This window comes from Leptospira haakeii (assembly GCF_002812045.1).
GTDB classification, from domain to species: Bacteria; Spirochaetota; Leptospiria; order Leptospirales; family Leptospiraceae; genus Leptospira_B; species Leptospira_B haakeii.
Window position 1 is genome coordinate 106,291 of sequence record NZ_NPEG01000002.1, and the last position, 23,597, is coordinate 129,887.

Annotated in this window: 25 protein-coding genes; 5 read left to right on the forward strand and 20 right to left on the reverse strand. The window is 40.9% G+C overall.

Annotation, left to right across the window (positions count from 1 at the left end):
* Positions 1-7: 7 nt before the first annotated feature.
* The 6 genes from flaA2 to CH377_RS06045 form a co-directional block, all read right to left on the reverse strand.
* On the reverse strand, positions 8-721 hold the full coding sequence (gene flaA2 / locus CH377_RS06020) for a flagellar filament outer layer protein FlaA2 (RefSeq protein WP_100722907.1): 714 nt from the start codon (positions 719-721) through the stop codon (positions 8-10).
* Between the two features lie 34 nt (positions 722-755).
* Positions 756-989 (reverse strand): DNA-binding protein, encoded by a 234-nt coding sequence (locus CH377_RS06025; RefSeq protein ID WP_086446245.1) that lies wholly within the window; start codon positions 987-989, stop codon positions 756-758.
* 314 nt (positions 990-1,303) lie between these two features.
* Positions 1,304-2,110, reverse strand: a complete 807-nt coding sequence (locus CH377_RS06030; protein ID WP_100722908.1) for a hypothetical protein — start codon at positions 2,108-2,110, stop codon at positions 1,304-1,306.
* Between the two features lie 6 nt (positions 2,111-2,116).
* Entirely contained in the window at positions 2,117-3,226 is a 1,110-nt protein-coding gene (locus tag CH377_RS06035) for an LIC10775 family protein (protein ID WP_100722909.1), read from the reverse strand.
* Positions 3,223-4,590: a DNA repair protein RadA gene (gene radA / locus CH377_RS06040; RefSeq protein WP_100722910.1), complete on the reverse strand. Its 1,368-nt coding sequence runs from the start codon at positions 4,588-4,590 to the stop codon at positions 3,223-3,225. Before radA ends, CH377_RS06035 begins: the two co-directional genes overlap by 4 nt.
* A complete protein-coding gene (locus CH377_RS06045; protein ID WP_100710526.1) occupies positions 4,587-5,225 on the reverse strand; it encodes a ribonuclease D in 639 nt (212 codons plus the stop codon). Before CH377_RS06045 ends, radA begins: the two co-directional genes overlap by 4 nt.
* A gap of 106 nt (positions 5,226-5,331) precedes the next feature.
* On the opposite strand from CH377_RS06045, the gene CH377_RS06050 reads away from it, so the two are divergent.
* From CH377_RS06050 to CH377_RS06060, 3 genes are all read left to right on the forward strand, one after another.
* Positions 5,332-7,257 carry a glycoside hydrolase family 36 protein gene (locus tag CH377_RS06050; RefSeq protein ID WP_100722911.1) on the forward strand — a complete coding sequence of 642 codons (1,926 nt, stop codon included), beginning with the start codon at positions 5,332-5,334 and terminating at the stop codon, positions 7,255-7,257.
* Between the two features lie 86 nt (positions 7,258-7,343).
* Complete coding sequence (locus CH377_RS06055; RefSeq protein ID WP_100722912.1) at positions 7,344-7,805, forward strand: putative lipoprotein; 462 nt, start codon at positions 7,344-7,346, stop codon at positions 7,803-7,805.
* Between the two features lie 43 nt (positions 7,806-7,848).
* A complete protein-coding gene (locus CH377_RS06060; protein WP_243401997.1) occupies positions 7,849-9,666 on the forward strand; it encodes a hypothetical protein in 1,818 nt (605 codons plus the stop codon).
* Here the strand turns inward: CH377_RS06060 and CH377_RS06065 are convergent.
* Genes CH377_RS06065 through CH377_RS06075 form a run of 3 tightly spaced genes read right to left on the reverse strand, consistent with a single transcriptional unit; the run spans position 9,649 to position 12,481 of the window.
* Positions 9,649-10,752 carry a SpoIIE family protein phosphatase gene (locus CH377_RS06065; protein ID WP_100722914.1) on the reverse strand — a complete coding sequence of 368 codons (1,104 nt, stop codon included), beginning with the start codon at positions 10,750-10,752 and terminating at the stop codon, positions 9,649-9,651. The genes CH377_RS06060 and CH377_RS06065 overlap by 18 nt on opposite strands.
* The gene (locus CH377_RS06070) at positions 10,753-11,568 is read right to left on the reverse strand and encodes a hypothetical protein (RefSeq protein WP_100722915.1); all 816 of its coding nucleotides are present in this window, start codon (positions 11,566-11,568) and stop codon (positions 10,753-10,755) included.
* 4 nt (positions 11,569-11,572) lie between these two features.
* Positions 11,573-12,481, reverse strand: a complete 909-nt coding sequence (locus tag CH377_RS06075; RefSeq protein WP_207797596.1) for a histone deacetylase family protein — start codon at positions 12,479-12,481, stop codon at positions 11,573-11,575.
* 101 nt (positions 12,482-12,582) lie between these two features.
* On the opposite strand from CH377_RS06075, the gene pyk reads away from it, so the two are divergent.
* Complete coding sequence (gene pyk, locus CH377_RS06080) at positions 12,583-14,007, forward strand: pyruvate kinase (RefSeq protein ID WP_100722917.1); 1,425 nt, start codon at positions 12,583-12,585, stop codon at positions 14,005-14,007.
* A 4-nt stretch (positions 14,008-14,011) separates the two neighbouring features.
* Positions 14,012-14,413 carry a hypothetical protein gene (locus tag CH377_RS06085; protein ID WP_100722918.1) on the forward strand — a complete coding sequence of 134 codons (402 nt, stop codon included), beginning with the start codon at positions 14,012-14,014 and terminating at the stop codon, positions 14,411-14,413.
* Here CH377_RS06085 and CH377_RS06090 read toward each other — a convergent pair.
* The 11 genes from CH377_RS06090 to CH377_RS06140 all read right to left on the reverse strand — a co-directional run bounded on the left by CH377_RS06090 (position 14,410) and on the right by CH377_RS06140 (position 23,577).
* Positions 14,410-15,279: a mechanosensitive ion channel family protein gene (locus tag CH377_RS06090; protein WP_100722919.1), complete on the reverse strand. Its 870-nt coding sequence runs from the start codon at positions 15,277-15,279 to the stop codon at positions 14,410-14,412. The genes CH377_RS06085 and CH377_RS06090 overlap by 4 nt on opposite strands.
* Positions 15,280-15,328: 49 nt before the next feature.
* Positions 15,329-16,423 carry a 3-dehydroquinate synthase gene (aroB, locus tag CH377_RS06095; RefSeq protein ID WP_100722920.1) on the reverse strand — a complete coding sequence of 365 codons (1,095 nt, stop codon included), beginning with the start codon at positions 16,421-16,423 and terminating at the stop codon, positions 15,329-15,331.
* The gene (locus CH377_RS06100; RefSeq protein ID WP_100710618.1) at positions 16,420-16,881 is read right to left on the reverse strand and encodes an NUDIX domain-containing protein; all 462 of its coding nucleotides are present in this window, start codon (positions 16,879-16,881) and stop codon (positions 16,420-16,422) included. The genes aroB and CH377_RS06100 overlap by 4 nt, the downstream gene beginning before the upstream one ends.
* A gap of 11 nt (positions 16,882-16,892) precedes the next feature.
* Positions 16,893-17,630: a ribonuclease III gene (rnc, locus tag CH377_RS06105; RefSeq protein ID WP_423789919.1), complete on the reverse strand. Its 738-nt coding sequence runs from the start codon at positions 17,628-17,630 to the stop codon at positions 16,893-16,895.
* Positions 17,631-17,697: 67 nt separating this feature from the next.
* On the reverse strand, positions 17,698-17,931 hold the full coding sequence (gene acpP, locus CH377_RS06110; RefSeq protein WP_008594933.1) for an acyl carrier protein: 234 nt from the start codon (positions 17,929-17,931) through the stop codon (positions 17,698-17,700).
* A gap of 446 nt (positions 17,932-18,377) precedes the next feature.
* On the reverse strand, positions 18,378-19,142 hold the full coding sequence (gene fabG, locus CH377_RS06115) for a 3-oxoacyl-ACP reductase FabG (protein ID WP_100722921.1): 765 nt from the start codon (positions 19,140-19,142) through the stop codon (positions 18,378-18,380).
* A 96-nt stretch (positions 19,143-19,238) separates the two neighbouring features.
* The gene (gene plsX / locus CH377_RS06120) at positions 19,239-20,243 is read right to left on the reverse strand and encodes a phosphate acyltransferase PlsX (RefSeq protein WP_100722922.1); all 1,005 of its coding nucleotides are present in this window, start codon (positions 20,241-20,243) and stop codon (positions 19,239-19,241) included.
* Positions 20,244-20,248: 5 nt separating this feature from the next.
* Positions 20,249-20,449 (reverse strand): 50S ribosomal protein L32, encoded by a 201-nt coding sequence (rpmF, locus tag CH377_RS06125; RefSeq protein WP_008593555.1) that lies wholly within the window; start codon positions 20,447-20,449, stop codon positions 20,249-20,251.
* Positions 20,450-20,505: 56 nt separating this feature from the next.
* Complete coding sequence (gene hisG, locus CH377_RS06130; protein ID WP_100722923.1) at positions 20,506-21,135, reverse strand: ATP phosphoribosyltransferase; 630 nt, start codon at positions 21,133-21,135, stop codon at positions 20,506-20,508.
* Positions 21,136-21,873, reverse strand: a complete 738-nt coding sequence (locus tag CH377_RS06135; RefSeq protein WP_100722924.1) for a tetratricopeptide repeat protein — start codon at positions 21,871-21,873, stop codon at positions 21,136-21,138. It abuts the gene before it with no gap.
* A gap of 21 nt (positions 21,874-21,894) precedes the next feature.
* Positions 21,895-23,577, reverse strand: coding sequence for a 30S ribosomal protein S1 (locus CH377_RS06140; protein ID WP_100722925.1), 1,683 nt, complete (start codon positions 23,575-23,577; stop codon positions 21,895-21,897).
* Positions 23,578-23,597 lie beyond the last annotated feature (20 nt).

Genomic DNA, 23,597 nt, shown 5'->3' on the forward strand with positions numbered 1-23,597 from the left:
AGTAATATCACCAATTGTCCTTAATTTCAGAACCAGGATACTTCGTATCAGATTTATCGGCACGAACTTCTAAATCATCTACATAAAAGTAGAAGCTTCCGCCCACTTCATGAACATCCGAGGTCACGAAAATGGAAACGAATCTTAGGTTCTTGTCCAATAATGCAAATCTGGTACTTTGAGGAACAAAGCCTGGAACAGTTGCAGTTAACTTTCTCCAACCGAAATAATCCAAGCGACCCATTCTGATATTATGGGTTTTTCCTCTATAGTCTCTCAGTTTAACAAATAGAGTATGGCGGAATTTTCTTCCCAGAGCCCAAATAGAGATCTGACGAGCTTTTCCTTTTACGATATATTCGTGAGGAGGAAAAACTTCTACTCTGTCAAAACCTCTATCGGTATAATGAGTTTTGATCCCGAGGATATGGTTCTTTTCTAATTGGTCTCCACCATTATCCGGAACAGTATTCTCATCGAACACGTCACGGATCAGACCTCTTTGAACCATCTTAAGAGTTTTAGTCTCTCCCAGGGGAGTAGTAGACTTAGCTCTCCAGTCTTCGGACTCCTCGAAGTTTTCGAGTATAATTTTCTCGAGGGGATCCGGTGCTTGGCCGCCTTGGCCGCCTTGGTTCCCTCCCGCTGGCTGCTGACCGGAAGTCCCGGTAATCGCCAAGAAAAAGAGAACGCTAGCTAATAAGTACGTCTTTTTCCCCATGAGAACATCTCCTAAAGATTTAGTGCAATCCAATCTAATTCTGAGAGGGAGGGATGTCCGTAATATCTCCATCCTGAATCAGGTCTTGGAACTTACGTAATACCTCGATCATCTTTCCGACACCTTCTGCCGGAATGAATATGGAAGATTTTTTGCTATTGGACCATTCGGAAACTTTTAAATAGTATCCGTTCTCATTCCGTTTTAGATCTACCAGAAACTTTTTGTTCTGGGTGGCGACCTTCTCCGTTAGGATTTCGGGGTCCAAATAGATTTCTCCTTCCCGTCTCTGTGTATAAATATCGGTAGCCTAAGTTCCAAAATTAGCCAAGTAAAAAGTTTTTTGCGGTTCAGAAGAAAAAATCGAAAAAATCGGATCTCCGGACCGACAAAGCCAGGACCTGGGTGGAAGGAACTCCTCTACCTCATAATTCAACCTGGCGGAGTCTATGAGACATAAGTTTGCTTCACACAGAGAACACAAAGGGTTATATCGCACGGTTTTTTACCAAAATCTAAACACTTCTTCTCCGTGGCTTTGTGCCTTTGTGTGAAAAATACCTTTGTGTCTCCTATCAAATTTCAAACTCCGCGTCTCTTATTCCAAACAAGGATCCCAATGATCCAGATATAGTTTAAGGCGAGAAGTCCCGCAAGTCCCAAGACTCCCATATTGAATAAAACTTCTTCCGGATTAGAGATGGGTAGGAGTATCCTTGGATTTTTGGGAAGATCAAAACCAAACTTTTTGCAAGCTTCCAGAACAGCTTCCGCATAATACGAGTTCAACCCTGCGATATTGGAATGGGACAGAGACTGCCCTACTCTCGCGTTCTGTTTCTCCCAATCGCACACTTTTTCGGAGAATTGCGGGCAGACCGCCCAGGTTAAGACCTCGTCACCTTCTTTCCAATCGGATGAAACCCAAGGCGCCACATGGAAATACAATGTTTTCTTAATGGAACCTGGGGTAGTCTTAGTTACCTGGTATTTATATAAAAACTTGGAATCTGTGAATCTATAGATATGAGAATTGGAAACGCCAGTTTCTTTTTGGAAGATGGTTTGTTCCGGTGATTTTAATCCCAAAAAGAAGCCGAATGCATGGCTAAGATAGAGTGCAGAAACAGGTGCAGAGATAAAACCCAGGAACAAAGCGAAGAATATACTATTTCCGTAAAACTTGGTCAGCCTTAGGGTCATAAAGAACATAGGAAGAAATAAAAAACCAAGGCAGGCGATCGTAGAGATCAATGTACCGAAAAGACCTATCGGCAAGAAGAGTGCGGCCATTCCGTTTACAAACAGAAGGCCCAAGCCAAGTAATCTCCAAGGAGGTTCCGGTTTTTTAGGTTTTTGGTTTTCCCAGTTTTTGACTAAGGCAAACATCTCCTCTTATTCTACGACGACAGAGGAAGAAAATCCACTCCAGATTTTTGTGCCTAGGGTCTCTAATTTGCTCGGATAAGCCAAAGAGAATAGTATTCCCCTGGTCCCTCTTAAATAGAATTTTTCCAAAACGATGATCTGGCTCTTGCGACCATCTTCTCCTACAAAATCGAAACTCGTTCTATATAGATCCCCTTCTTTTTTACGAAGATAATTCCATTCTCTCATTGTCCTGGAATTGATACCTCTAAGCGAATCCCAAATCAGATAGTAGTTTTGTGCGTTAAAGATAGAAGGATGAAAATGAAGTGTTGTTCCGACAGTGAATACGATCCGATCCGGTCGGAAGAATAAGATCCCTTCACTATTCCTTCTATATTCCTTTTCCCAAGTAGAAGGTCCTCCTTCCACCGGAAAGTTTTGGTAGAATCTATGCACCTGCCAGAGATAATCCGAATCTTCTCCGGAAAACTCCCTGTCCTCGTCCGGGAATAGATAAGTAAGATCGGGAGGAAGATCGAATGAATATGCGAAGTCAGAACTTCTGATCTTTAAAACTTCCGGAGTCCAACAACCGAATGGATCAGTGAGCCTTTGTAGTTCTTTTTCTTTATGCGCATATAGGTCTAAAAGCTTCCCCAGAAGTTTTGCCGTTTTTTCGTAACCTTCCGGCACTAACTTTCCGTATCTCAACCTGTAACAATACATGGAACCTTTCAAGAGCCGGATTGCAGAATATGGATTTGCATGTTTTTGCAAACTTTCCGCTTCGCTATAATGTAGATCCAATTCTTGTCTGTTCGGAAATACTTCTTTGTAATTCCGATCCAGGATCATCTCCACTTTTCCGTCTTTGTAAAAACGATAATTGCGAGATCTGGAGTCAGTCTTCCAAACATAATGAGCACTTAGACGAAAGGCGGTTTGGAGCCTATTATAAAGCAATTCTTCTTTTTTTTCTTGGTCGGGAAACCAAGGCTGGCGCAGTAATGGGTCTATTTCTTGAGAAAACGCCGGAACCACAAACAAAAAGACAAGAAGTAGAGAAATGGTATATAATAATTTTATAATATAACGAATATGCGCGAACGGATTATTTAAGATCCGGGGTCTCACTTAAATAGGCCTTCTAATTCTCTTAGAGCGCTGATCCCTACAATCTCCATTCCAGGGATTTTTTCTAGCTCTGCCAGATTCCCCTTAGGAAGAAATACCGTTTCGATCCCTACACCTTTCAGCTCTTTCAATCGAAGGGAGACCTGTCCCACGGAACGAACTTCTCCTGATAATCCAACTTCTCCAATAACCGCAAATCCCGATTGGACCGGCCTTTCCGTATAACTGGAAAGTATAGAAGCACAGATCGCAAGATCGAGTGCAGGTTCATCCACCTGTAACCCTCCTGCCAGGTTTCCGAATATATCACATTCTGATAATGTATGTCCCAAATATTTTTCGATGACCGCTGCGAGTAAAATGAGCCTGCGAGTGTCTGGACCTTCTGCCATTCTTCTTGCCTGGGAATAATTGGTTCTACTTACCAAGGCTTGGACTTCCACACTCAAAGCGCGGCTTCCTTCTACCACGGAACTGATGACCGAACCACTTTTTCCCTCCGTAAGAGAGCTGATAAATACTCTTTGTCTGTCTTTTACTTCTTTTAATCCGGATTCCAACATTTCGAAAACTGCAAGGTCTCCTACTGCACCGAATCTGTTTTTTACGGCGCGAAGAAGTCTGAAATAATTCAGTTTGTCCCCTTCAAAGTACAATACCGTATCGACTAAATGTTCCAATACCTTAGGACCCGCGATGGCTCCGTCCTTAGTGATATGACCCGTCATTATGATCGGAATGCCGGTGCGCTTTGCGGTTTCCAAAAGTACTTGTGTACATTCTCTCAGTTGAGTAACTGTTCCGGCTTGGTTGGGAAGTGCTTCTCTTGTAAGAGTTTGGATTGAATCTACAAATACCAGATCAGGCTCCACATCCTCGACCATCGCGGAAATATTCTCCGCATATGTTTCGGAGGATAGAAGAAGGTTCTCTGATAGAACATTCATCCGTGCCGCTCTGAGTCCAACTTGAGCCGCAGATTCCTCGCCAGATATATATAATATTTTTCTACCTTGAGAGATCATACTTCTGCTGATCTCTAGGATGAGTGTGGACTTGCCTACCCCAGGTTCTCCACCTACTAAAATTAAACTTCCAGGAACTAGTCCTCCGCCTAAAACCAAATCCAATTCAGAAAGACCTGAACTCAGACGTTTTGTATCGTCAGAAGGAATAGAATCGATAGGAACAGGTTCCTTATATACCGCAGATTTTTTATAACTGGGGGTAGAAGAAAAACGATCCCCTCCCGACTCCTCCACGATCGTATTCCATTTCCCGCAGGATTCACATTTACCTGCCCAACGAGAAAACTCCTGTCCGCAGGACTGGCAAAGAAAGGTTTTGGAAATTTTCTTTTTCAATGTTCGAATAAATTCTCCATTTGGAGCCAATCAATCTGATTAAATACTGGAAGGCATTGGAATGCTTCTTGTGCGAGTTCATATCTCCCTTCTCTAATCAATATTTGAGTGAGTTTTTGGGAAAGAGAGATCAGGAATAAAACATCTCCGGATGCATATTCAATCTGATCCTTAGTTAAACTTTGAGCTCCCCAATCGGAAGACTGATTTTTTTTATCCAGAGTCTCATCAAAAAATTCTCTGATAATATCTTTCAGACCATGTCTGTCTGTATAAGTGCGGGCAAGTTTGGATCCGATCTTAGTACAAAAAACTCCCTTGGTCAAAATCCCAAGTCTGTATCTTAAGAATAGAGTATCCATTCTAGCAAAATGGAATACTTTGATTATATCCGGATTTTCGAATAATTTTTTGAGCAAAGGAGCCTCTGTCTGGTTAGGCAGAATTTGCACCAGGCTCACCCTATTTTTGGAATCACAGATTTGGACCACGCAAAGACGATCTCTTCGAGGATTTAAACCCATCATTTCGCAATCCACTGCCAAATGATCGTCTTCTAAATATTCTTTAAATCTCTCTTCGGAAAGATCTCCCGGAAACAGATCCGGTTTATTGTTCGCGCGGTTAGATGCCATAAAGCCAAAATAATCGAATAGGATCTCAGGTCCGCAAGAAAAGTCCGGCCTCTCCACCGGTTTTTTTCCTTTTCTATCTTTCGAATCAGTAAACCATCGTCCTAGAATGAAAGCAGTTTTGCGAACCCGTATCTATGAAGAAGAACAAAAGTCTCAGTTTGAATTCCCGGCAGGAAGAGCCGAGACCAAGAGCGATTGCGGGAATTATAAGTTTTCCTTTAAATTAGTAAAATCTCAGGGTAAATCCACATATGCTCCCGTTTTAGAATGGATAGCAGAAAGAAGACCTCCAGCAGGTTTAGAACTACTGACCTTCGAATGGGAACTTCCTTCTCATGGGATCAAAGAAGGCAAAATTTTCCGGCACGGATACCAGTCCTGGAGTCTCTCCGCTGCTGAAAATTTAGAAGACGCGGATATTTCTCCTAAATTAGGTTTTTTACAATACTCCCAAGAAAATGTTTATTCGGAACATGCAGGAGAAGAAGGTAATTGGATCTCGGAGGCTTACGTTATACTTTTACCTAAAAACGAAGACTCTAAATTTTTTGCGGGAGCAATTTCCAAAGGAGAAGAAGGAGTTAAGTTTAAGATACTAACTTCAACTTCCCCCAAAAAAACCGCTGAGAATTTTTTCAGCGGAGATATTCGAGTAGTATATGATTTTTTCCGCTTCGAAGATTTTAAAGGAAATAAACTACCACTCACTCAGATCCGCGTTTCTAAATTTACAGGGGACGAAGCGATTTTTATCAAAAATTATTTCGCTGAACTCGCAAAAAACCTAAAAGTCAAACTTCCGGAAACACAAGTGCCAACTGGCTGGTGTTCTTGGTATCATTATTATACCAAAATTTCTGAGAAGATCATTTTACAAAATTTGAAAGAACTCAGATCTAAAAACCTAGGATTAAAAGTTTTCCAAATTGACGATGGTTACCAAGCAGAGATTGGAGACTGGCTGGAAACAAATGATCGTTTTCCTGGCGGAATGGGTTTACTTGCGGAAGCAATCCGTTCCGAAAAATTAATGCCTGGGATCTGGCTTGCTCCTTTTTTAGTTCGTAAAAAATCCAAATTTTTCCAAAAATTCCCGGAAGCGGTTTTAAAAGACAGAGATGGAAATCCGGTGCCTGCACTTTGGAACCCGAATTGGGGAATGGATTATACCTATAGTTTGGATGTGACCCACCCGGCTTCTAAAGAGTTTTTAGCCACAGTTTTCAAAACGATCGTAAAAGAATACGGATACAAATACCTAAAACTGGACTTCTTGTATTCCGCATTATTGCCTGGTTGGACTTATGACCGAAGCCTATCACCTCATACTCGTTATGCGGAAGCCATTAAGTTCATCCGAAAAGTAGTCGGAAAGGATATATTCATCTTAGGTTGTGGAGCACCAATGCTTCCTTCTATCGGGTTATTTGATGCGATGAGAATTTCCTGTGACGTTGCACCTTTCTGGTACAGAGAAAAATCCAGGATCTTGGTCAAGGATAGAAACGGGCTCTGCACGGAAAGAGCGCTCATCAATGATATCACCAGAGCCTCCATGCATAGAACACTTTGGCTGAATGATCCGGATTGTTTGTTAGTTCGTAAAAAGAAGAATAGTATGACTGAGGCCCAGACAAAGATCATGGCGAGTATCATGTCTGTTTCCGGAGGAATGTTATTCGTTTCAGACGATCTTTCCCTGGTAAATGAAGATCGACTTGAATTATTACAAAAAAGTTTAACACTTCAATCCAAGTGTAGAGGTAAAACCCCTCTTCCTGTGGGACTCGGAACTGAGTTTTTCCCGAGCGCTCTATACAATCCTTCCGGTTATTTAGGGATTTGGAATCCAAGCGACCAGAAAAAAGAGGTGTCACTCTCTTTATTCTTCCCTTGGGACAAAAAGAATTCTATAGATTATTGGACAGGAAAAAAACCAGAGTCTTTAGAGATAGATTCTCGTAAAAAAATTCTCAAAATTGAAATGGAACCTTGGTCCACAGTGGTCCTATATTCCGGAAAACAAAGTTGACTCAACCTTAAATAAGGAAGAGAATAGGCGCGAACGTGTCAGAAACTTTCTTCCAAAATCAGGAAGATCAAAGGCGAGGTACATCAATGAAATTTTTTCACAAAATTCTGGGAACAGGTTTACTTACATTCGGTATCCTACTCTCCCAAAATTGTTTTATAGATTCCATATCAAATTCACTTTCTAAATCTTCGGACTCACTACAAAGTATTTCTAATGCTGTAGTCTCCGTAGTTTCTTCCGTTTCCTCTTCTTCCGCAGATAAGGCTGCAGAAAGGAAAGAGTATAAAAGAGATGTAGAAAACTTAACAGCTTTCTATTTACAAACTGGATCCACTCGTTCTTCTGAATTTGAATCTGACCTGGCGGAACTCGCTTCTAAAAACGGAGTAATCAACTGGAAAAATTCAGAGAGCACTTATGTTTCCATCGGAAGAGGACTCAAAAAAGCGGGAGTCAGCGAAGAAGGTTTCAAAAGTTTCGCATCAAACGTAAACTTCAGACCTGAGATTGCAAAAGCTCTGGAAAGGGGCTATCTTTCCCTCTAATTTGAGATCGAGTGCGTATAAGCGGCCTTTTCTAAAAGGTCGCTTGCTCCTTCTTTTTTTACTTCTCCCCTTTTCTAATCTCTATTCCGAAGACAACTATTTAGATTTTATCTATGTGGATGCGAATACTGGACAATCCAGCGGCGGGCATTCCGCACTTAGATTTGATGATACAGTTATCCATTTTCAATATTATCCGGATGAAATATTCAGAGTAGTTCGAGAATCTTACGAAAGGTTTTCCTATTCGTATAATACTTATTCCAATCGAACCAGCAAGATTGCAAGAGTGACAATTTCAGAAAAAGATCTAGAAAAGATTAGGACCGGTTTTGAAAAACTGGCATTGATCCAATTCAAACATCTTAAAAATTTAGAATCTATTCGAGCGGATGTACAATTCCTAAAAGAAATACAAAAACCGGAAAAGAACATAAAGATAAGAACATTCGGCTATTTCAAAAAGGAAGAAGGTGCCAAACTTTCCTCTTTAAGAGAAGAATTGAATTCCGCACTTGGAAAAGGTTGGCTCGGGATATTACGTACCCGAATCAAAAATGAATTAAACTCCGCAATTACAGAAGGAAAATATACATTATTCACTGAAGCTCCGGCCGTCCAAAACGGAATATATCCATTTTACAAAGAAGGGATTTCCTCCTGGTTTTTACCTCGATTAGAAAAACTTTCCGTTTTAGAAATTCTGGATTTAGGATATTCTTTAGATCCTGAAACAATCTTTCTTTCTTCCGGAACCTCTTTAAAAGAAGAAGAAAGAACAAAACTTATATTACTGCGTGACTCACTAAAACTTTCCATTATAGAACTGATCAAAGAAGAGAATGCAAACTGGGGCCATAGTGTACTAATCAATCTGGCCCGATTTTTAGTGTTAGAAAAAAGTATAGAGGAAGGTAAACTTTTCTTTTTAACTACATTCCCTGAATCAGTATCCCAAATCACTCCGACCACTTGGTCTAAGGATAAAAAAAGTGTAGAAACAAGTTCGGATCTATTATTAGAAGCTTCCAAAACTTTTAGAGAAAAAAGGCTAAAATCCGAAAACCTTACCGAAGAGAATTATCTCACCTGGGAAGATTTAGAAAACAGGGACTGGGAATTGAGAACAGGTTTGAGCAGAGGTATTTCGATCCGAAATACATTTGATAGACTTTCTCCGGATCTTTCCGGGAATTATATATTTTCTTTTCCGATTCCGGAACCTGAACTTATTTCCGAATATCTAGTTCGTTCTAAAAAGGAAGAAGCAACATATTATGATAATCTAAAACATTTTTATACCTTCAAACTGATCACCAAAAATTGCACATCCGAAATTTTTGATTCCTTAGAATTCATCTTAAATGAGAAGGAATACGAAACAGTTCTTGGAAAAAGAATAGATCCTCATTCTTCTCTCACTTTTATCCCGTTCATTGCCTACGACTCTATTACTGAAAAATGGAATATAAAAGAGGAAACTATTGAACTTTCTCATCGGAAAAAAGTTTTGGAAAAATTGTACGAATCGAATCCTAAATGGAAAACGTATCTGAAAGAATCCAATATTTTTAGTTCCAGCATTTACCGGAGTAATCCGGATGATTCTTCTTTTGTTTTTTTTACGGACGACGTAGTCCTACTCAGACCGATTTATGGGATTGTAAATTTAGGTTGGGGTATCGGCAATTTTACGGTCGGGATATTCACCAGCCCATTCGACAAAGGAAGAAGATTACAGAACGGATTGCAGTCTGCATTCTTCTCCTTGCCTGAATTAGTATTTTTCAATATTCGAAAAGGAACATTTCCGGGCGCAAAACCGAATCAATCAGAAAAGAAATTAGAGTTTCAGAAGTAGATAACTGGAATCGTCCCTAAATTCTCTAGTAGGCAAACTCACCTTGCTAAAAGTGCGGATCGCTTCTTGGTAATCCTCTATGCTTAGAGCTTTTTTGCGAACTTCTTCCAATTCCTTAAACAGAGGACTGGAAAGGCTATTTAATAACCCATCGCTATATAAGAATAATACATCTCCGGACTCATAAGGGATCTCATGTGACTCGAATTCTAGGGCATCCATAATCCCTAGTAATTGTCCAGACTTTTCGTTCAGAAGTTTTTGTCCGGCTGCCTGGTATAGAACTGGGAAAGGATGCCCTCCCCTTGCATAACAGATTGTCTTTTTTTCCAGATCAATCACTGCAACCGCAGCAGTTAAACTATGAGTTCCTATTTCCTGGGAAAGTTCCAGGTTCATTCTTTTCAGAACATTGGAAGGGTCCTGGCTTTCTTTATAAGCTTCTCTTGCAATACTTGTCATAAGAAGCCCTATAAGTCCGGAAGTTACTCCGTGATCCTCGATATCTCCCAGCAAGACCATTACCTTATTCCCTATTTTAGAGAGAACATAAAAGTCCCCGCTCACAAATGAAGCTGGAGTATTGTCCACTACCACTTCCAAAGGAGAAATTACAGGAACAGAAAGTATCTTTTTTTGGATCTTAGAGGCAAGTCTTAGGTCTCTCAGGATGTTTTCATCCCTCGCTTCCTTCTCTTTTAGCAAAGTATAATAATCCAATGCTCTTTGGACCGCGATACGGACTGTCTGGAGAGAGAATGGTTTTAAAAGAAAATCGGAAGCCTTATGAGTGAGTGAAGTCACTACATTATTAATATCCCTTTCTCCAGTCATCATAATGACCTGGGTAGCAGGAATCAAATTTTTGAAATAAGGTAGGACATCCAACCCGCTTGTTTTTGGCATATGAATGTCAAGAAAGACGATTGGGTTGGATTCTTTTTCAAAATATTCCTTACCCTTCTCCACTGAATCAAAAAAAGTAGAATTGTAACCTAATTTGGAGAGAAGAATTTCCAGGGCTTCTCCTACATCCCGATCGTCGTCAATGATCAGAATTTCAGGCTTAATCGTAATTGATGTCATCTAATCGATCCTAGAAAATTCCCTGGTCTCGGAAATTCTGGCAACCATAGAATCATACTGTTCGTCAAACAAGGATTTTTCGAGGTACGGATTGGTTGCGGACACCATTTCTCCGTAACTCCAGGAGTATACTGCAGAGGTCTGATTATCTAAAATTTTTCCGGAATGAATCGCTCCGGAGAGAGATCTTAGATTTTCTTTTTTAAAACATCTAAGTAGTGCCCTAAATTCTCCTTCTTTTTCAGGAGATAAGTATCTGAAATTTTTATGAAATAGAACTGCGTCGTGAAAATATTCAGGAATATTAAAGGCCCCTGCCGCCCCGATCTTTCCGGAAAGTAAACGGATAAAGGAAGTGATCTCGTTCATAATATTCAGGCCCGGGTATTCCTGGCCTTCGAAAAGTTTTTTCTTTTCTCCCAATTTCCCAAGCCTTACGTTTTGGCTTAATAACCAATCTATATAGATCATCGGAAAAGATTCGTTTATCTTTTTGAAAAGAAAATCGGAGAATTTTAAGCGCATATGGACTAAAATCTCGTTCTCTTCCGTTTTGATATAAATACGATTATCTACTTCTGAAATTCCATGGATCTCTAATTTAGTTTTTTGGAATCCTCTGAACTGCAACATTTCGAACATTCCGGATTGTTCCAAAAGTTCGTGTACTTCTTTAGCTGAGAATCTATTGAATAGAGTATCTTCTATTCCTAAATGTGTTTTAAATTCCCTATTTACATCTATGAGACCTAATGCCTCTGGATCGATATAACTCTGACCCGATGTGGATTTATCTGAACCGGAAAATATACTCATGTAATTAAATTAAGGAGGCGAAAACCCTGATCGTATTAAAATGAATACGAACTGTGTCATGGAAATTCCTTGCGTAACCGCCTGCAGGCATAACTACCACAGGAATATCCAAAGAATCCGCAAAAGTTTTCACCATTTTATCCCTTGCCTTCAACCCGTCGAAAGTGAGCTTTAGATCTCCTAAAGAATCATCTTCGAAAGGATCCGCACCAGCAAAATAATAGATCAGATCCGGTTTGAATTCTTTTTGGGTCTTATCCAAACCTTCTTGTAAACGGGCAAGATATGTTTTGTCATTGGTCCCGTTGTCCAAAGGTATATCCAGATTGGACTTCTCTTTTTTAGGATATAACTCTTCCTGGTGCATGGAAAAAGTCCAAACAGAAGGGTCTCCTTGGAAAATTCTTGCGTTCCCATTTCCTTGATGAAGGTCCAGATCTATAAATAAAACCTTTCGTTCCGGATATTTTTGCAGATAAAGTTTCGTCGCGATCGCAGCGTCGTTCAGATAACAAAAACCTTCTGCACGATCGGGCATACTGTGGTGGAATCCCCCACCGATATGATACACGTATTTATAACTTTCCGTCATCTCAGTCGCGAGAATGGTGCCCCCCACTCCCAGACAAAAACTTCTGACCATGGTTTGGTTCAGGGGAAGTTCTGAATACATGGTCCGATCCGTATATCTCAAATTCATAAAATCTGAAATGAATTCCGGAGTATGGACTAGGCTTAATTCTTCCTCTCCGACCGGGGCCGGTTGGAGGGCAGGCAAAGAAGAAAGTTTTGGATCTTCCTTGACTTGATTGTATATCATTGCGTATTTACGTGCGGGGAATACGTGAGGACCAAGGTCCATATTGTATTCCGGATGATAAACTAGAGCGAGCCGTTCTAACTGTTGGCGCAATTGGGTGTGCCTTTTTTTTCCCAAGCTTACCCTTCCGTTTCGCCCCGTAAAGAACGAAATAGCATTCTTAAATACGTCCAAATTTTCGGAGGTTCCCATTCATGTTTAGCCCGGAAAAAAAAACCAAAATGGTCTGCACCATCGGTCCTTCTTCCTCAGATGAAAATACTATCACCGCACTTCTCCGAGCCGGAATGGACATCGCGAGAATGAATTTCTCTCACGGCACTCACGAAGTTCACAAAAAAGTTTTTGAAACTTTGCGCAAATGCGAATCCGAATCCGGCGTTCCTCTAGGTATCATCGCTGATCTGCAAGGACCAAAAATCAGAACCGGAAAACTCCGGGTTCCCCAAATCGAATTAGAAAAGGGAAACAAGATCAGACTTTTACCCGACGCGGAATACTTAGGAGACTCCGAGGCGGTCGGCACTACCTACCCTGCCATGATAGAAGATCTTCGTTCGGGAGACAAACTATTAGTAGATGACGGTAAACTCGTACTAGAAGTTGAATCCAAATCAAGCAAAGAAGCAGTTCTAAAAGTTATAATAGGAGGAATTTTAAAAAGCAACAAAGGAATTAATTTGCCGGGAACTCCTATCTCTGCGCCCGCACTTTCCGAAAAAGATCTACTGGATTTGAAGTTCGCATTAAATTTAGGAGTGGATTACGTCGCATTAAGTTTCGTAAGAAGAGCTTCCGACCTAGAACTCGCCAGAGAAATGATGAGAGGCACCCAAACAGGACTCATCGCCAAAATTGAAAGACCGGAAGCCATCCGTAATATAGATGAAATTTTAGAAGCAGCCGACGGGATCATGATCGCGAGAGGTGACTTAGGGGTCGAAGTGGAAACGGAAAGGGTTCCTGTTTTACAAAAAGAACTCATTTATAAAGCGAACCGTGCAGGAAAACCCGTGATCACCGCAACACAGATGTTGGAATCCATGGTGGATAATCCAAGACCTACTAGAGCTGAAGCAAGTGATGTTGCAAATGCGGTGATGGATGGAACAGATGCAGTCATGTTATCCGGAGAATCTGCCAGTGGAAAATATCCAGTTGAATCCGCAGAAATGATGGCGAAAATTTTAAGAGAAACTGAAAACTTAGATCGAATCTACGAGATCCATTGGAACTTAAAAAAATCCGAATTAGAAATAGAAAGAGCCGCGCTCGGTTCTGCAGCAAGAGAGATCGCTCATAGTATCAACGCAAAAGCAATAGTGAATTTTACAAGAAGTGGATATTCTGCACTTATCACTTCAGAGATGAGACCAAAGGTCCCCATTCTTTCCTTCACGCCTTATTTAGCTACTGCAAGAAAGATGAAATTATATCGCGGTGTTCAACCTTATGTAATGCCATTTATGGAAACTTTCTTTGATATGATCCGTTATATGGAAACTAAACTTCCTGAAGACGGGATGTTGATCACGGGAGATATAGTTGTTATTCTTTCTGGAGCGCCGGGGGGAGAAGCAAAGTCAGTAGACTTTTTACAAATTTATAAAATAAGATAAACCCATGATCAAATATATTCTGAGTTGGTTCCTTCTTCTTTTGGCGGCTTTACTGAATGCCGCTATTCGGGAATTAGCTTATAAGGATTTTTTCGAAGAACATCTCTCTCACCAGATATCCGTTTTTACAGGACTCTTCCTGATCTCGGTGCCGATATTATACGTTTCCCAAAAATGGCCGTTTAAAGACAAGACTCATGCTTTTTCGATCGGACTTGTATGGTGTTTTATGACGGATCTTTTCGAATTTCTAATGTTCTTGCGAACTTCCGAAAACCCATATAAGGATTTTCTAAAGGTCCATAATATTTTTGCAGGCGAATTTTGGATCTTGATACTTGTCTGGCTGGTAATCTCTCCGATCTTGTTTTACGGCTCCGGTCCTAAATCAATCAAGATAGATTAGAGGATCTTAATCCCCGCTTCTGCAAATTCTTTCAGCACTTCTCTGGAGATCCTTGCCTTTTGGTTTCTTTTTTCCTTAATATGGGTCAGATAACGAAGGGAGAATAATACCCCTCCTTCCTCAACGGTCATATATACGATCGGAGTAGTTGTTCCAAGCCTAACAAGATAATTTTTCGAAAGTTCTCTAACGGAATAATCTATCTTATGTTGATCTATTATAGAGCTGTTTTTTAGGATCCCGTTCAAAAGTTTTTCGGCGGCTTCCCAATTTTCACTGTGAGGAATCTTAATCCTGAACTCATCCCACACGAACCCCATTTTTTCCTTAACTACATACACTTTATGAAGGATGATCGTATGATTCGGAAGATGTACCAATCGATTCGTGGATTGTTCCGATCTAGGATCAGGACTCAATTCCATTAAAGTAAAACGATTGATCCCTATATTGACCACGTCCCCTTTGATTCCTTCTATCTCGATCCTGTCCCCTACTTCGAATCCGTTACTACCGTGAATCAAAAGCCAACCCACATAGTTTAAAGTGATATCTTTTAAGGAGATTACTATACCCGCTCCAGCAAGCCCCATCACTGTAGGAAGATAAGATAGCCCTGAAAAAATTACGGGCAGAAGGGACACTGCTCCCACAACCACAAACAGGATACGAGTTACTCGCCTACGATTGTATCTGACAGAATTGTCCGCAGGAGGACTGATCCGATCGAAGCTCAAAACGAAAGTTTTGTAAACGATGACCAAGATCAGGATAAAATACACGACCAGAACAAACTCTTCCGTGATGGTTCTTTCCTTCGAGTTCAGAAGGGAAATCGGATTTAAGAGCCGTAGTATTTCTTCCATGATGAGAGAACCCAGGCTAAAGAAACTCTAAGCCAAGGCAAGGCGAATTCTAATCCATTCTTTTCTGTTTCTTAAATGCTGCAGCGATCTCTTCCAGTTCAACCGGAATATCCCAGATCGGATTTCCAGGAGATTGAAGAAGAACGAATCGAACCGAATTACCCACGTTCTTCTTATCATGAAGAGTATGTTTTGCTACCTGAGTGGATTTACTTTTATCGTGATATGGAAGATCGTATTCTTTTAGGATTTTTTTCAGAGCCTCTATCCAAGAAACATCCAGTCCTTGTTTTTCCGTAGAAAGAATGATCGCAGTTAATAAGCCGATGGAAACTGCTTCTCCATGAGAATATCTTCTGTAATTTGTAAGGGATTCTATCGCGTGAGCCGTGGTATGTCCCAGGTTCAAAACTTTCCTTAAACCAGTTTCTCTTTCATCCTGGGAGACTATATTAGCCTTGTATAAAATAGAGCCTACGATCAATTCCAAAAGTTCAGGAGAAGTATGGTCGTAGACGGATTTATCGTTCGAGCGGACCTTCTCTAGATATTCTCCTCCGGACAAAAGACCGTGTTTTACGATCTCAGCCATTCCACATCTCCATTCTCTTTTAGGTAATGTGGACAATGCGATCAAAGGTAAATATACGAATTCAGGTTGGTAGAAGGAGCCGATCATGTTTTTCCCAAGATCAGCATTCACTGCGACTTTTCCACCTACGGAAGAATCTACGGAAGCAAGTAAGGTCGTAGGAATTTGAGCGAAACGAATTCCTCTTTGGAATGTGGACGCAATAAATCCCGCAAAATCGCCCACCACTCCGCCACCCAAAGCAAGGATCAAACTTTTGCGGTCCGCTCCGAGCTCTATCAGTTTATTATAAACTTCTGCAGTGCGAAGGATATGTTTATTCTTCTCCCCGCCTTTAATATAAATTTCGTGATGCGGAATTCCAAGATCGGAAAGTTCCGATTCATAAAACTTGGAAAACAATCCTGAAAGTTTTCTTTCCGTAAGTATAAATATGGAAGAAACAGGGTAAAATCTTTTGATCGTTTCTCCCAAACCTCTGAAGTCTGAGTGGATCTGTACTTTATATTCTTTTGAAAACGCTCTGATCTGTACTTCCCGGATAGGATTCATTTATCATATACCCATTGGCTTCGTATAAAGGGAGCCGGTTTGTATTTTCCGGAAGAAAGAAAATCCTTAATATCCGGTCTTATATCCATTTCTAAAACCGCTCCCAAAGGAAAATAGCCGAATCCTGTGATCGCTTTCTCTTTCAGGTTCACTGTAGGATCTTGTTTTTTGACGGTAGCTAAGAACACCAACTGGAGAAGGTGACGATTCCCCTTAGGATCGATGGACTCATTCAAGAATAGAAAATTTGCACTGGTGATATCCAAAGAAAGTTCTTCTTTTAGTTCTCTTTTCAGAGCATCTTCCGCACTTTCTCCGAATTCAATTCCGCCTCCTGGCAATAACCAATAATAGGCATCCTTCTTTTTTTGCTGCAAAAGAAGGATCTCCCCTTTACGATTTCGGATCAAAGCGGCCACTCTGACCCTTAAACCTTTCTTTTTAAAAAAGAATTCCATATTAGATTTCATTAAACCTTGATCTTTAAGGCCTTTAACAATTGTTTCGCAGCGTCTTGTTCTGCGAACTTTTTATTCTTTCCCTTACCTTCCGCGGAGTATTTGTCCCGGATGGATACACTAACGTAAAATGTCTTTTCGTGATCCGGACCTATCTCTTTTAGTAATCTGTAGGAAGGTAGAAGTTTGAATTTTTTTTGGCAAATTTCCTGGAGGATGGATTTATAATCCGCGGCCTCTCTTACCTTATCGGAATTTTTAACGTAATCTATAAGATGTTGGAGTATAAACTTCTCCGCTGCTTCCATTCCTTGGTCTAAATAAACGGCGCCGACTAAAGATTCGAATAGGTTTGCGCCCAATTTTTTTTGGGCGCCTCCCTGACCTTCTCCTCTTCCCAATAGAACATAAGAAGTCAGTCCCAGTTTTTCACTGAGCCCGTTTAACATTGCCGTAGAAACCAAGGTCGCTTTTTTTCTGGAAAGTTCTCCTTCACTTGCAGAAGGATTTGTTCTGTATAAATATTTTGCGACCACAAGTCCGAGAACTGAATCTCCTAAGAACTCAAGTCTTTCGTTGTCTTCTTTGTACTGTGGATTTTCGTTCCTGAAAGAACTATGTATGAATGCGATTTCTAAATAAGAAGGTTTATTAAATTTTAAACCAAGCTCGGACGCAAGTAGAGCGGGATCCTTTCTGTCCTTAGGATCAGTCTTGTTTTGGTTCTGATTTTGTTTTTTTTTTATCAAAGGATTTTGATAAAAGGAATGGAAGAAAGACTTCCGAGTTCCCGTAAGAACCCGGAGGTCTAGTCAATTAGGACTTTAGAGTGTCGATGAACTTAATTACGTCTCCGACGGTTTGGATCTTTTCAGCATCCTCATCGGAAATTTCAACGCCAAACTCTTCTTCAAGAGCCATAACGAGTTCAACTGTGTCAAGAGAGTCTGCACCAAGGTCATCAATGAAGTGTGCTTCAGGAGTCACTTCTGACTCATCCACTCCAAGTTGCTCAACGATAATAGACTTAATCTTTTCGAAATCTGCCATTTGTTTCCTCCGTACCACCGAAGTGGTATGTAAGTTTTAGTTAGGTTTAGAATCGGGGATGAATTCATCCACCGATTTTTAAACATTTTTTTCTCAAATGTTTTGGCAAGCGATAACGGATTGGAAACGGGAAAAAAACAGAATATTATCCAAATTTCTTTTTCATATTTTTTTCAAAGAAGATGTTCTATAACTTACGTATTGGATCGACTTAATGGATCAAAAATTCCGGCCCAGTCCCATATTCAAATAATCAAAAAGTCACATTTCTAATATTTGATATTGAGACTGTTCTCGATCATTCGTTCGAACGCCGTTCGGATTTATAATTTTATGGAACATTACGAGAATCTTTCTAAGAAAGGTTTGATTGGTTCTGCAAAAAAACAAAAGCCCGGAAAATTCCGGGCTTTCTACCTATTATTCAGATTATAAGATCTGAAGTATTAGGCTTGGACACCTGGGAGGAATCCCCCACCGTTTACTTCGATCAATTGTCCTGTAATGAAAGAGGAAATATCGGAAGCTAAGAACGCGATAGTATTCGCGATATCATCCGGTTGTCCTGCTCTTTTTAAAGGGATCGCAGCTACCATTGCAGTGCGGATCTTTTCAGGGATCGCGTCAGTCATTTCAGTAGCGATAAATCCTGGAGCAATCGCATTACAACGGATTTTACGACCAGCCATTTCCAAAGCGACTGCTTTAGTCAGACCGATTACCCCTGCTTTAGAAGCGGAGTAGTTAGTTTGTCCGATATTTCCGTTCACTCCTGCGATGGAGGAAAGGTTGATGATGGATCCACCATTCGGATTTTTTGCCATAAATTTAATAGCGGCTTGGATACAGTTGAAAGTTCCAGTCAGGTTCACTGCGATTACAGCATCCCACTGCTCTTGTTTCATTCTAAGCATAAGAGTATCTTTAGTGATACCTGCGTTATTCACTAGAACGTCTATTGAACCGAAATTATCCACAACAGCTTGGATACCAGCTTGAGCGGATTCTGCGTTCGCTACGTTTACAGCGACTCCGATTGCTTTTACACCTGTGACTTTTGCGATTTCATCAGCAGTAGCTTTACTTGCCTCTTCGTTTAAGTCGGCAATGACAACGTTTGCGCCTGCTTGCGCGAGTTTAAGAGCGGTTGCTTTACCGATTCCGCGGGCAGCCCCGGTTATAATGGCGTTTTTGCCTTTCAAATCGATCATTGGTTTTTTCCTTACCAGATTCTGCGGTTAGCGTATTTTTAGGGCCTGGGGGGTCAAGTGATTCTGGGTGTAGCGTTCACCTTGGAAGACTCGGAGTTAGAACTTTGCCTTCTCTATATCTTCTTTGATACGCTGGTTCACATCCCTTTCGGCACATTCTACTACTACTCGGATCGCATTTCGGACCGCGTGCGCATTAGAAGATCCATGCCCGATCAAACAGGTTCCTTCTACACCAAGAAGAAGTGCTCCGCCATATTCAGCGTAATCCAATCTTTTCTTGATCGCAGTAAATGTAGGTTTAAGAAGAAGTGCTCCTGTTTGTGCAAGGCTGGATTGAGCGATACTCTCTCTAAGCACGGCAAATATGGATTTAGAAAGACCTTCGGTCGCTTTCAGGACTATATTTCCTACGAAGCCATCGCAGACCACAACGTCCACGTCTCTTCCTCCACCATACAGATCTCTTCCTTCTACATTTCCTACAAAATCGATCGGTAGTTTTTTAATATATTCGAATGCCTTTACGGTGACTGAGTTTCCCTTCTTATCTTCTTCCCCATTGGATAAGATCCCAACTTTTGGTTTATGGATATTGAAGATTAGTCTAGAGTAAATCTCTCCCATAATAGCGAATTGAGCCAAATATTCAGGCTTACAATCCACGTTTGCGCCTGCATCCAGAAGCAATGTAGGAGCTCCCTTTTCCCTTGGAATGGGAGCAGCAATTGGTGGTCTAAGAACACCCGGAATTCTACCCAGATATAATAATGCAGCAGCCATAGTGGCTCCTGTGTTTCCAGGTGAGAACATTCCAACACAAGTTTTATCCGCAACCAGTTGAGCAGCTTGCACAACGGAAGAATCTTCCATAGCGCGCACCGCAATGGAAGGAGAATCGTTCATGCCTATAATCTCACTGGCGTGAACAATCCTGATCTTGTTTGTATCGTATTCGTATTTGAGGAGGGTCTCGCTGAGATCTTCTTCTTTGCCAACGAGAATGACATTTCTGCCGTCCTGATTTACTGCGTTAACGGCACCTTCTACGATCCTATCAGGACCGTAGTCGCCGCTCATTGCATCGACGGCGACCCACATATTGATTAGTTCTCTTCGCTAGTCTTCCTGACTTTCGGTTCTACCACTACACGGTCTTTGTAAAAACCGCAAACAGGGCAGATTCTATGAGGAGGTCTGAAGGAATTACAGTTCGGGCAAGGTACTAGATTCGGTTTGCCGATCGCATGATGGGCCCGTTTCATCCTCACTTTTGATTTAGATTTTCGTCTCTTAGGAACTGCCATTGTTTTTCTCTATAGATAAGGTCGATTTACGACTATGTTTTTTTTAAAGCCGGAATTCACAACTGTTTTTCGGTTAAAGCAAACGATTCCAAGAATTCCCCTACTTCAGCTCGTTTTGTGTATAAGGCGGAGCGGTTGAACACCAATCTTGCCGTGGATTCCATAATAATTTCAACTTCTTCCAGATTATTAGCCCTGAGGGTCCCGCCAGTGGACACTAAATCCACGATACAATCCGATAATCCCACCAAAGGAGCGAGTTCAATACTTCCGTAAAGTTTAATGATCTCGCAGTTGATCCCTTTTTTCAGGAAGAAGTCCTTGGCGATATTCGGATATTTTGTCGCTACACGGACCTTTCTTTCTCCAGAACTAAGGCTCCAGCCTTTCGGGCCAGCTACTGAAAGCCTACATTTTCCTATGAGTAAGTCCAAGGGAAGAAGAAGGTCATAACCCCCTTCCAATAATACGTCCCATCCCACAATACCAGCATCCGCGGAATTTTGTTCCACGTAAGTCGCCACATCTTGGGAACGGACCAGTAAAATACGGACCTTTCCTTTCGGATCTTTATAAATAAGTTCTTTGGAATCAGGATCGGGACGGCCGGAAAGCCATCCCCTTTCAAGCATAAGTTCTATGCTCTCTTCGGCAAGCCGTCCTTTCGGAAGGGCCAAAGTCAGCATTTAGTTTCCCTGGCTGCTTTTTAGTAGAAGGTAAGTAGCTAGTTCTCTAACTGCTTTAAATTCTTCAGTAGGAGAAGCAATGTCTTGGTCTAAAACTTTTTTAAGTAGATCGACTGCTTCTTCTTTTTTGCCGTTTTCTAATTTCAAACGACCTGCTTGGTAAAGGCTCCAAGCGTAAAACCCAGCCACATTCTTACGGCTGCTTAAAAGTGAAGCGGAAACTCCGTAATCGGATTCCGCTTCCGCGAGTTGGTTTGCACTTTCTCTGTAATTTCCTGCGATATAAAAATAATAAGCCTTCACTTCCGGAAGCTCATCTATTTTTTTCCCCGCAAATTCTAACTTCTCTGCCGCTTTTTGGTATTCTCCATTTTTAGCATATAGATCTCCCAAGGTTTTGGAAAGTCTGATATCTAAAGAAGGAGAACTATAAGTTGAAGCAATAGTTTCGTATTTTTTGATCTTATCAGTGATCTCTGTCATTGGAGAAAGAGTTAACTCCTTCTCCACTTTTTCGATGGCGAGGGTACCCTTGCGGAATTGTTCTGCTCTGTATTCGTTCCAGCTAACAACAACCAGTACGGTTACAAATAAAACACCTACTCCGAATAAAACCTGCTTTTTATTCTCACCGATCTTGGAGAATAAAATTGCGAAAAATCTTTCTGCTCCGGTAAGACCTGGATAAGGATCTATATCCGTAATAGAAGCACCTGTTTTAGGTTCGAATCGTTTCATCCAAAACTCCGAGAATCGTCCTTATTTTAAGGAAGAATTGATAAAGCTGCCCAAACTTTCTCTGGAAGGAGTGTCGGAAGTTTTCAAGTACTTCGCCATCTCTTCTCTTTCTAAGGCTTTGTCGAAATCCTTGATAGACAAAGAGATCTTCTTGTTTTTGGAATCAATCTTAACAACAGCACATTTTACGATATCGCCAGGTTTATAAGACTCAGCCAAGTTGGTGTCTTTTCCGCCAGGGATCTCGGAGATATGAACAAGTCCTTCGAAACCAGGTTCGATTTCTACGAACATACCGAAGTCAACGATGCTCTTGATCTTCCCTTGAACAACTGAACCGATAGGATAACGATTTCTTAATGCTTCATAAGGATGTTCTTGCAGTTGTTTCAACCCGCAGGAGATCCTTTGAGCATCAAAATTGATATCAAGGATGATGTATTTCACCTCTTCTCCTTTTTTCAGAAGAGAAGTTGGATTCTTTTGTTTTTCATCCCAAGTGATATCGCTGATGTGGATCAAACCTTCGATACCGTTTTCCACTTCGACGAATGCGCCGTATTTAGTAATGCCGGTTACTTTTCCAGTCAGAACATTTCCAACTCTAACTTCAGGACCTAGAGCATCCCATGGATTCGGTTGAAGTTGTTTTAAGCCTAAAGATAATCTTCTGCTTTCGAAGTCGATGTCTAGGATAAGAGCTTCTACCTCTTGTCCTTTTTTCAAAAGTTCTTTTGGATGAGGAGGTTTTTTAGCCCAGGTCAATTCAGAAGTATGAATTAAACCTTCTAAACCTTCTTTCAATTCTACGAATGCACCAAAGTTAGTAAGAGAAGTAACGGTTCCACGGATGACCATGTCTTTTTCCAAGGAACGTTTTGCCCAAACCCAAGGATCTTCATACAGTTGTTTGAGTCCTAATGCGAGTTTGTTATTCTCCTTCTCCATTTCAAGAATTTGAAGTTCAATCTCTTGTCCGATGGTGAAGTATTGTTTGAACGGTGCGAATTTTTTATAAGAAATATCTCTTTGTCTGAGAAGTCCTACAACTCCTTCCAGATCGCAGAAAACTCCGAAGCTTGCAATTTTGGAAACAGTTGCTTTAACCTTGTCTCCAACTTTAACTTTTTCTGCGAGTGCGTCCCATTTCTCATTATTCACTTCGTCTAGAAGTTTTTTTCTGGAAACAACTCCGGAGCGGGTGCGTTCGTTGATCTCGATTACTTTGAAATCGAGTTCTACACCTTTGTAATTTTCTCCATCGGAGAATTTATAACTAAGTTGAGAAGCTGGAAGGAAAAGTTCCGAACCTTCTACGTTAACGATGTAACCTTTTCCTTTGATCTCATTTACCAAACGTCCGCTGACTTGGTAATTATTTTTGAATGCGTCTTTAACAACTTCCCAACCTTTTCTTTGGTCGGCTTCTTTTTTAGAAAGGATACATCCGGAGTCCGTGGACTCTTTTCTTTTTACAAGTGCTGTAACTAAAGATCCAAGTTCCGGTTTTTCGTCGAACTCGGAGCGAGGGATTCTTCCCTCTTGTTTCAATCCTTCGATTGCCACATAGACGTTATCGTTGTCTACGGATACGACTTTACCTTCGACCACTTGGTCTTTGCGAATTTCGGCTTCGTCGTTTTTCTTTTCTTCCCACTGTTTGAAAACTTCTGCAAAAGTGGACTTGTCTTGTTGGCTACTCATACGGATTGAAATACTCGGTG

Excerpts from the sequence above, each read along its gene's own strand:
- aroB (WP_100722920.1), bottom strand. The coding sequence starts at position 16,423 with ATGAATCCTATCCGGGAAGTACAGATCAGAGCGTTTTCAAAAGAATAT.
- pyk (WP_100722917.1), top strand. The coding sequence starts at position 12,583 with ATGTTTAGCCCGGAAAAAAAAACCAAAATGGTCTGCACCATCGGTCCT.
- CH377_RS06140 (WP_100722925.1), bottom strand. The coding sequence starts at position 23,577 with ATGAGTAGCCAACAAGACAAGTCCACTTTTGCAGAAGTTTTCAAACAG.
- plsX (WP_100722922.1), bottom strand. The coding sequence starts at position 20,243 with ATGTGGGTCGCCGTCGATGCAATGAGCGGCGACTACGGTCCTGATAGG.
- CH377_RS06050 (WP_100722911.1), top strand. The coding sequence starts at position 5,332 with ATGAAAGCAGTTTTGCGAACCCGTATCTATGAAGAAGAACAAAAGTCT.
- rpmF (WP_008593555.1), bottom strand. The coding sequence starts at position 20,449 with ATGGCAGTTCCTAAGAGACGAAAATCTAAATCAAAAGTGAGGATGAAA.
- CH377_RS06030 (WP_100722908.1), bottom strand. The coding sequence starts at position 2,110 with ATGTTTGCCTTAGTCAAAAACTGGGAAAACCAAAAACCTAAAAAACCG.
- CH377_RS06055 (WP_100722912.1), top strand. The coding sequence starts at position 7,344 with ATGAAATTTTTTCACAAAATTCTGGGAACAGGTTTACTTACATTCGGT.
- CH377_RS06135 (WP_100722924.1), bottom strand. The coding sequence starts at position 21,873 with ATGAAACGATTCGAACCTAAAACAGGTGCTTCTATTACGGATATAGAT.
- hisG (WP_100722923.1), bottom strand. The coding sequence starts at position 21,135 with ATGCTGACTTTGGCCCTTCCGAAAGGACGGCTTGCCGAAGAGAGCATA.
- flaA2 (WP_100722907.1), bottom strand. The coding sequence starts at position 721 with ATGGGGAAAAAGACGTACTTATTAGCTAGCGTTCTCTTTTTCTTGGCG.
- CH377_RS06090 (WP_100722919.1), bottom strand. The coding sequence starts at position 15,279 with ATGGAAGAAATACTACGGCTCTTAAATCCGATTTCCCTTCTGAACTCG.
- acpP (WP_008594933.1), bottom strand. The coding sequence starts at position 17,931 with ATGGCAGATTTCGAAAAGATTAAGTCTATTATCGTTGAGCAACTTGGA.
- CH377_RS06070 (WP_100722915.1), bottom strand. The coding sequence starts at position 11,568 with ATGAGTATATTTTCCGGTTCAGATAAATCCACATCGGGTCAGAGTTAT.
- CH377_RS06065 (WP_100722914.1), bottom strand. The coding sequence starts at position 10,752 with ATGACATCAATTACGATTAAGCCTGAAATTCTGATCATTGACGACGAT.
- CH377_RS06045 (WP_100710526.1), bottom strand. The coding sequence starts at position 5,225 with ATGGCATCTAACCGCGCGAACAATAAACCGGATCTGTTTCCGGGAGAT.
- CH377_RS06100 (WP_100710618.1), bottom strand. The coding sequence starts at position 16,881 with ATGGAATTCTTTTTTAAAAAGAAAGGTTTAAGGGTCAGAGTGGCCGCT.
- fabG (WP_100722921.1), bottom strand. The coding sequence starts at position 19,142 with ATGATCGATTTGAAAGGCAAAAACGCCATTATAACCGGGGCTGCCCGC.
- CH377_RS06085 (WP_100722918.1), top strand. The coding sequence starts at position 14,012 with ATGATCAAATATATTCTGAGTTGGTTCCTTCTTCTTTTGGCGGCTTTA.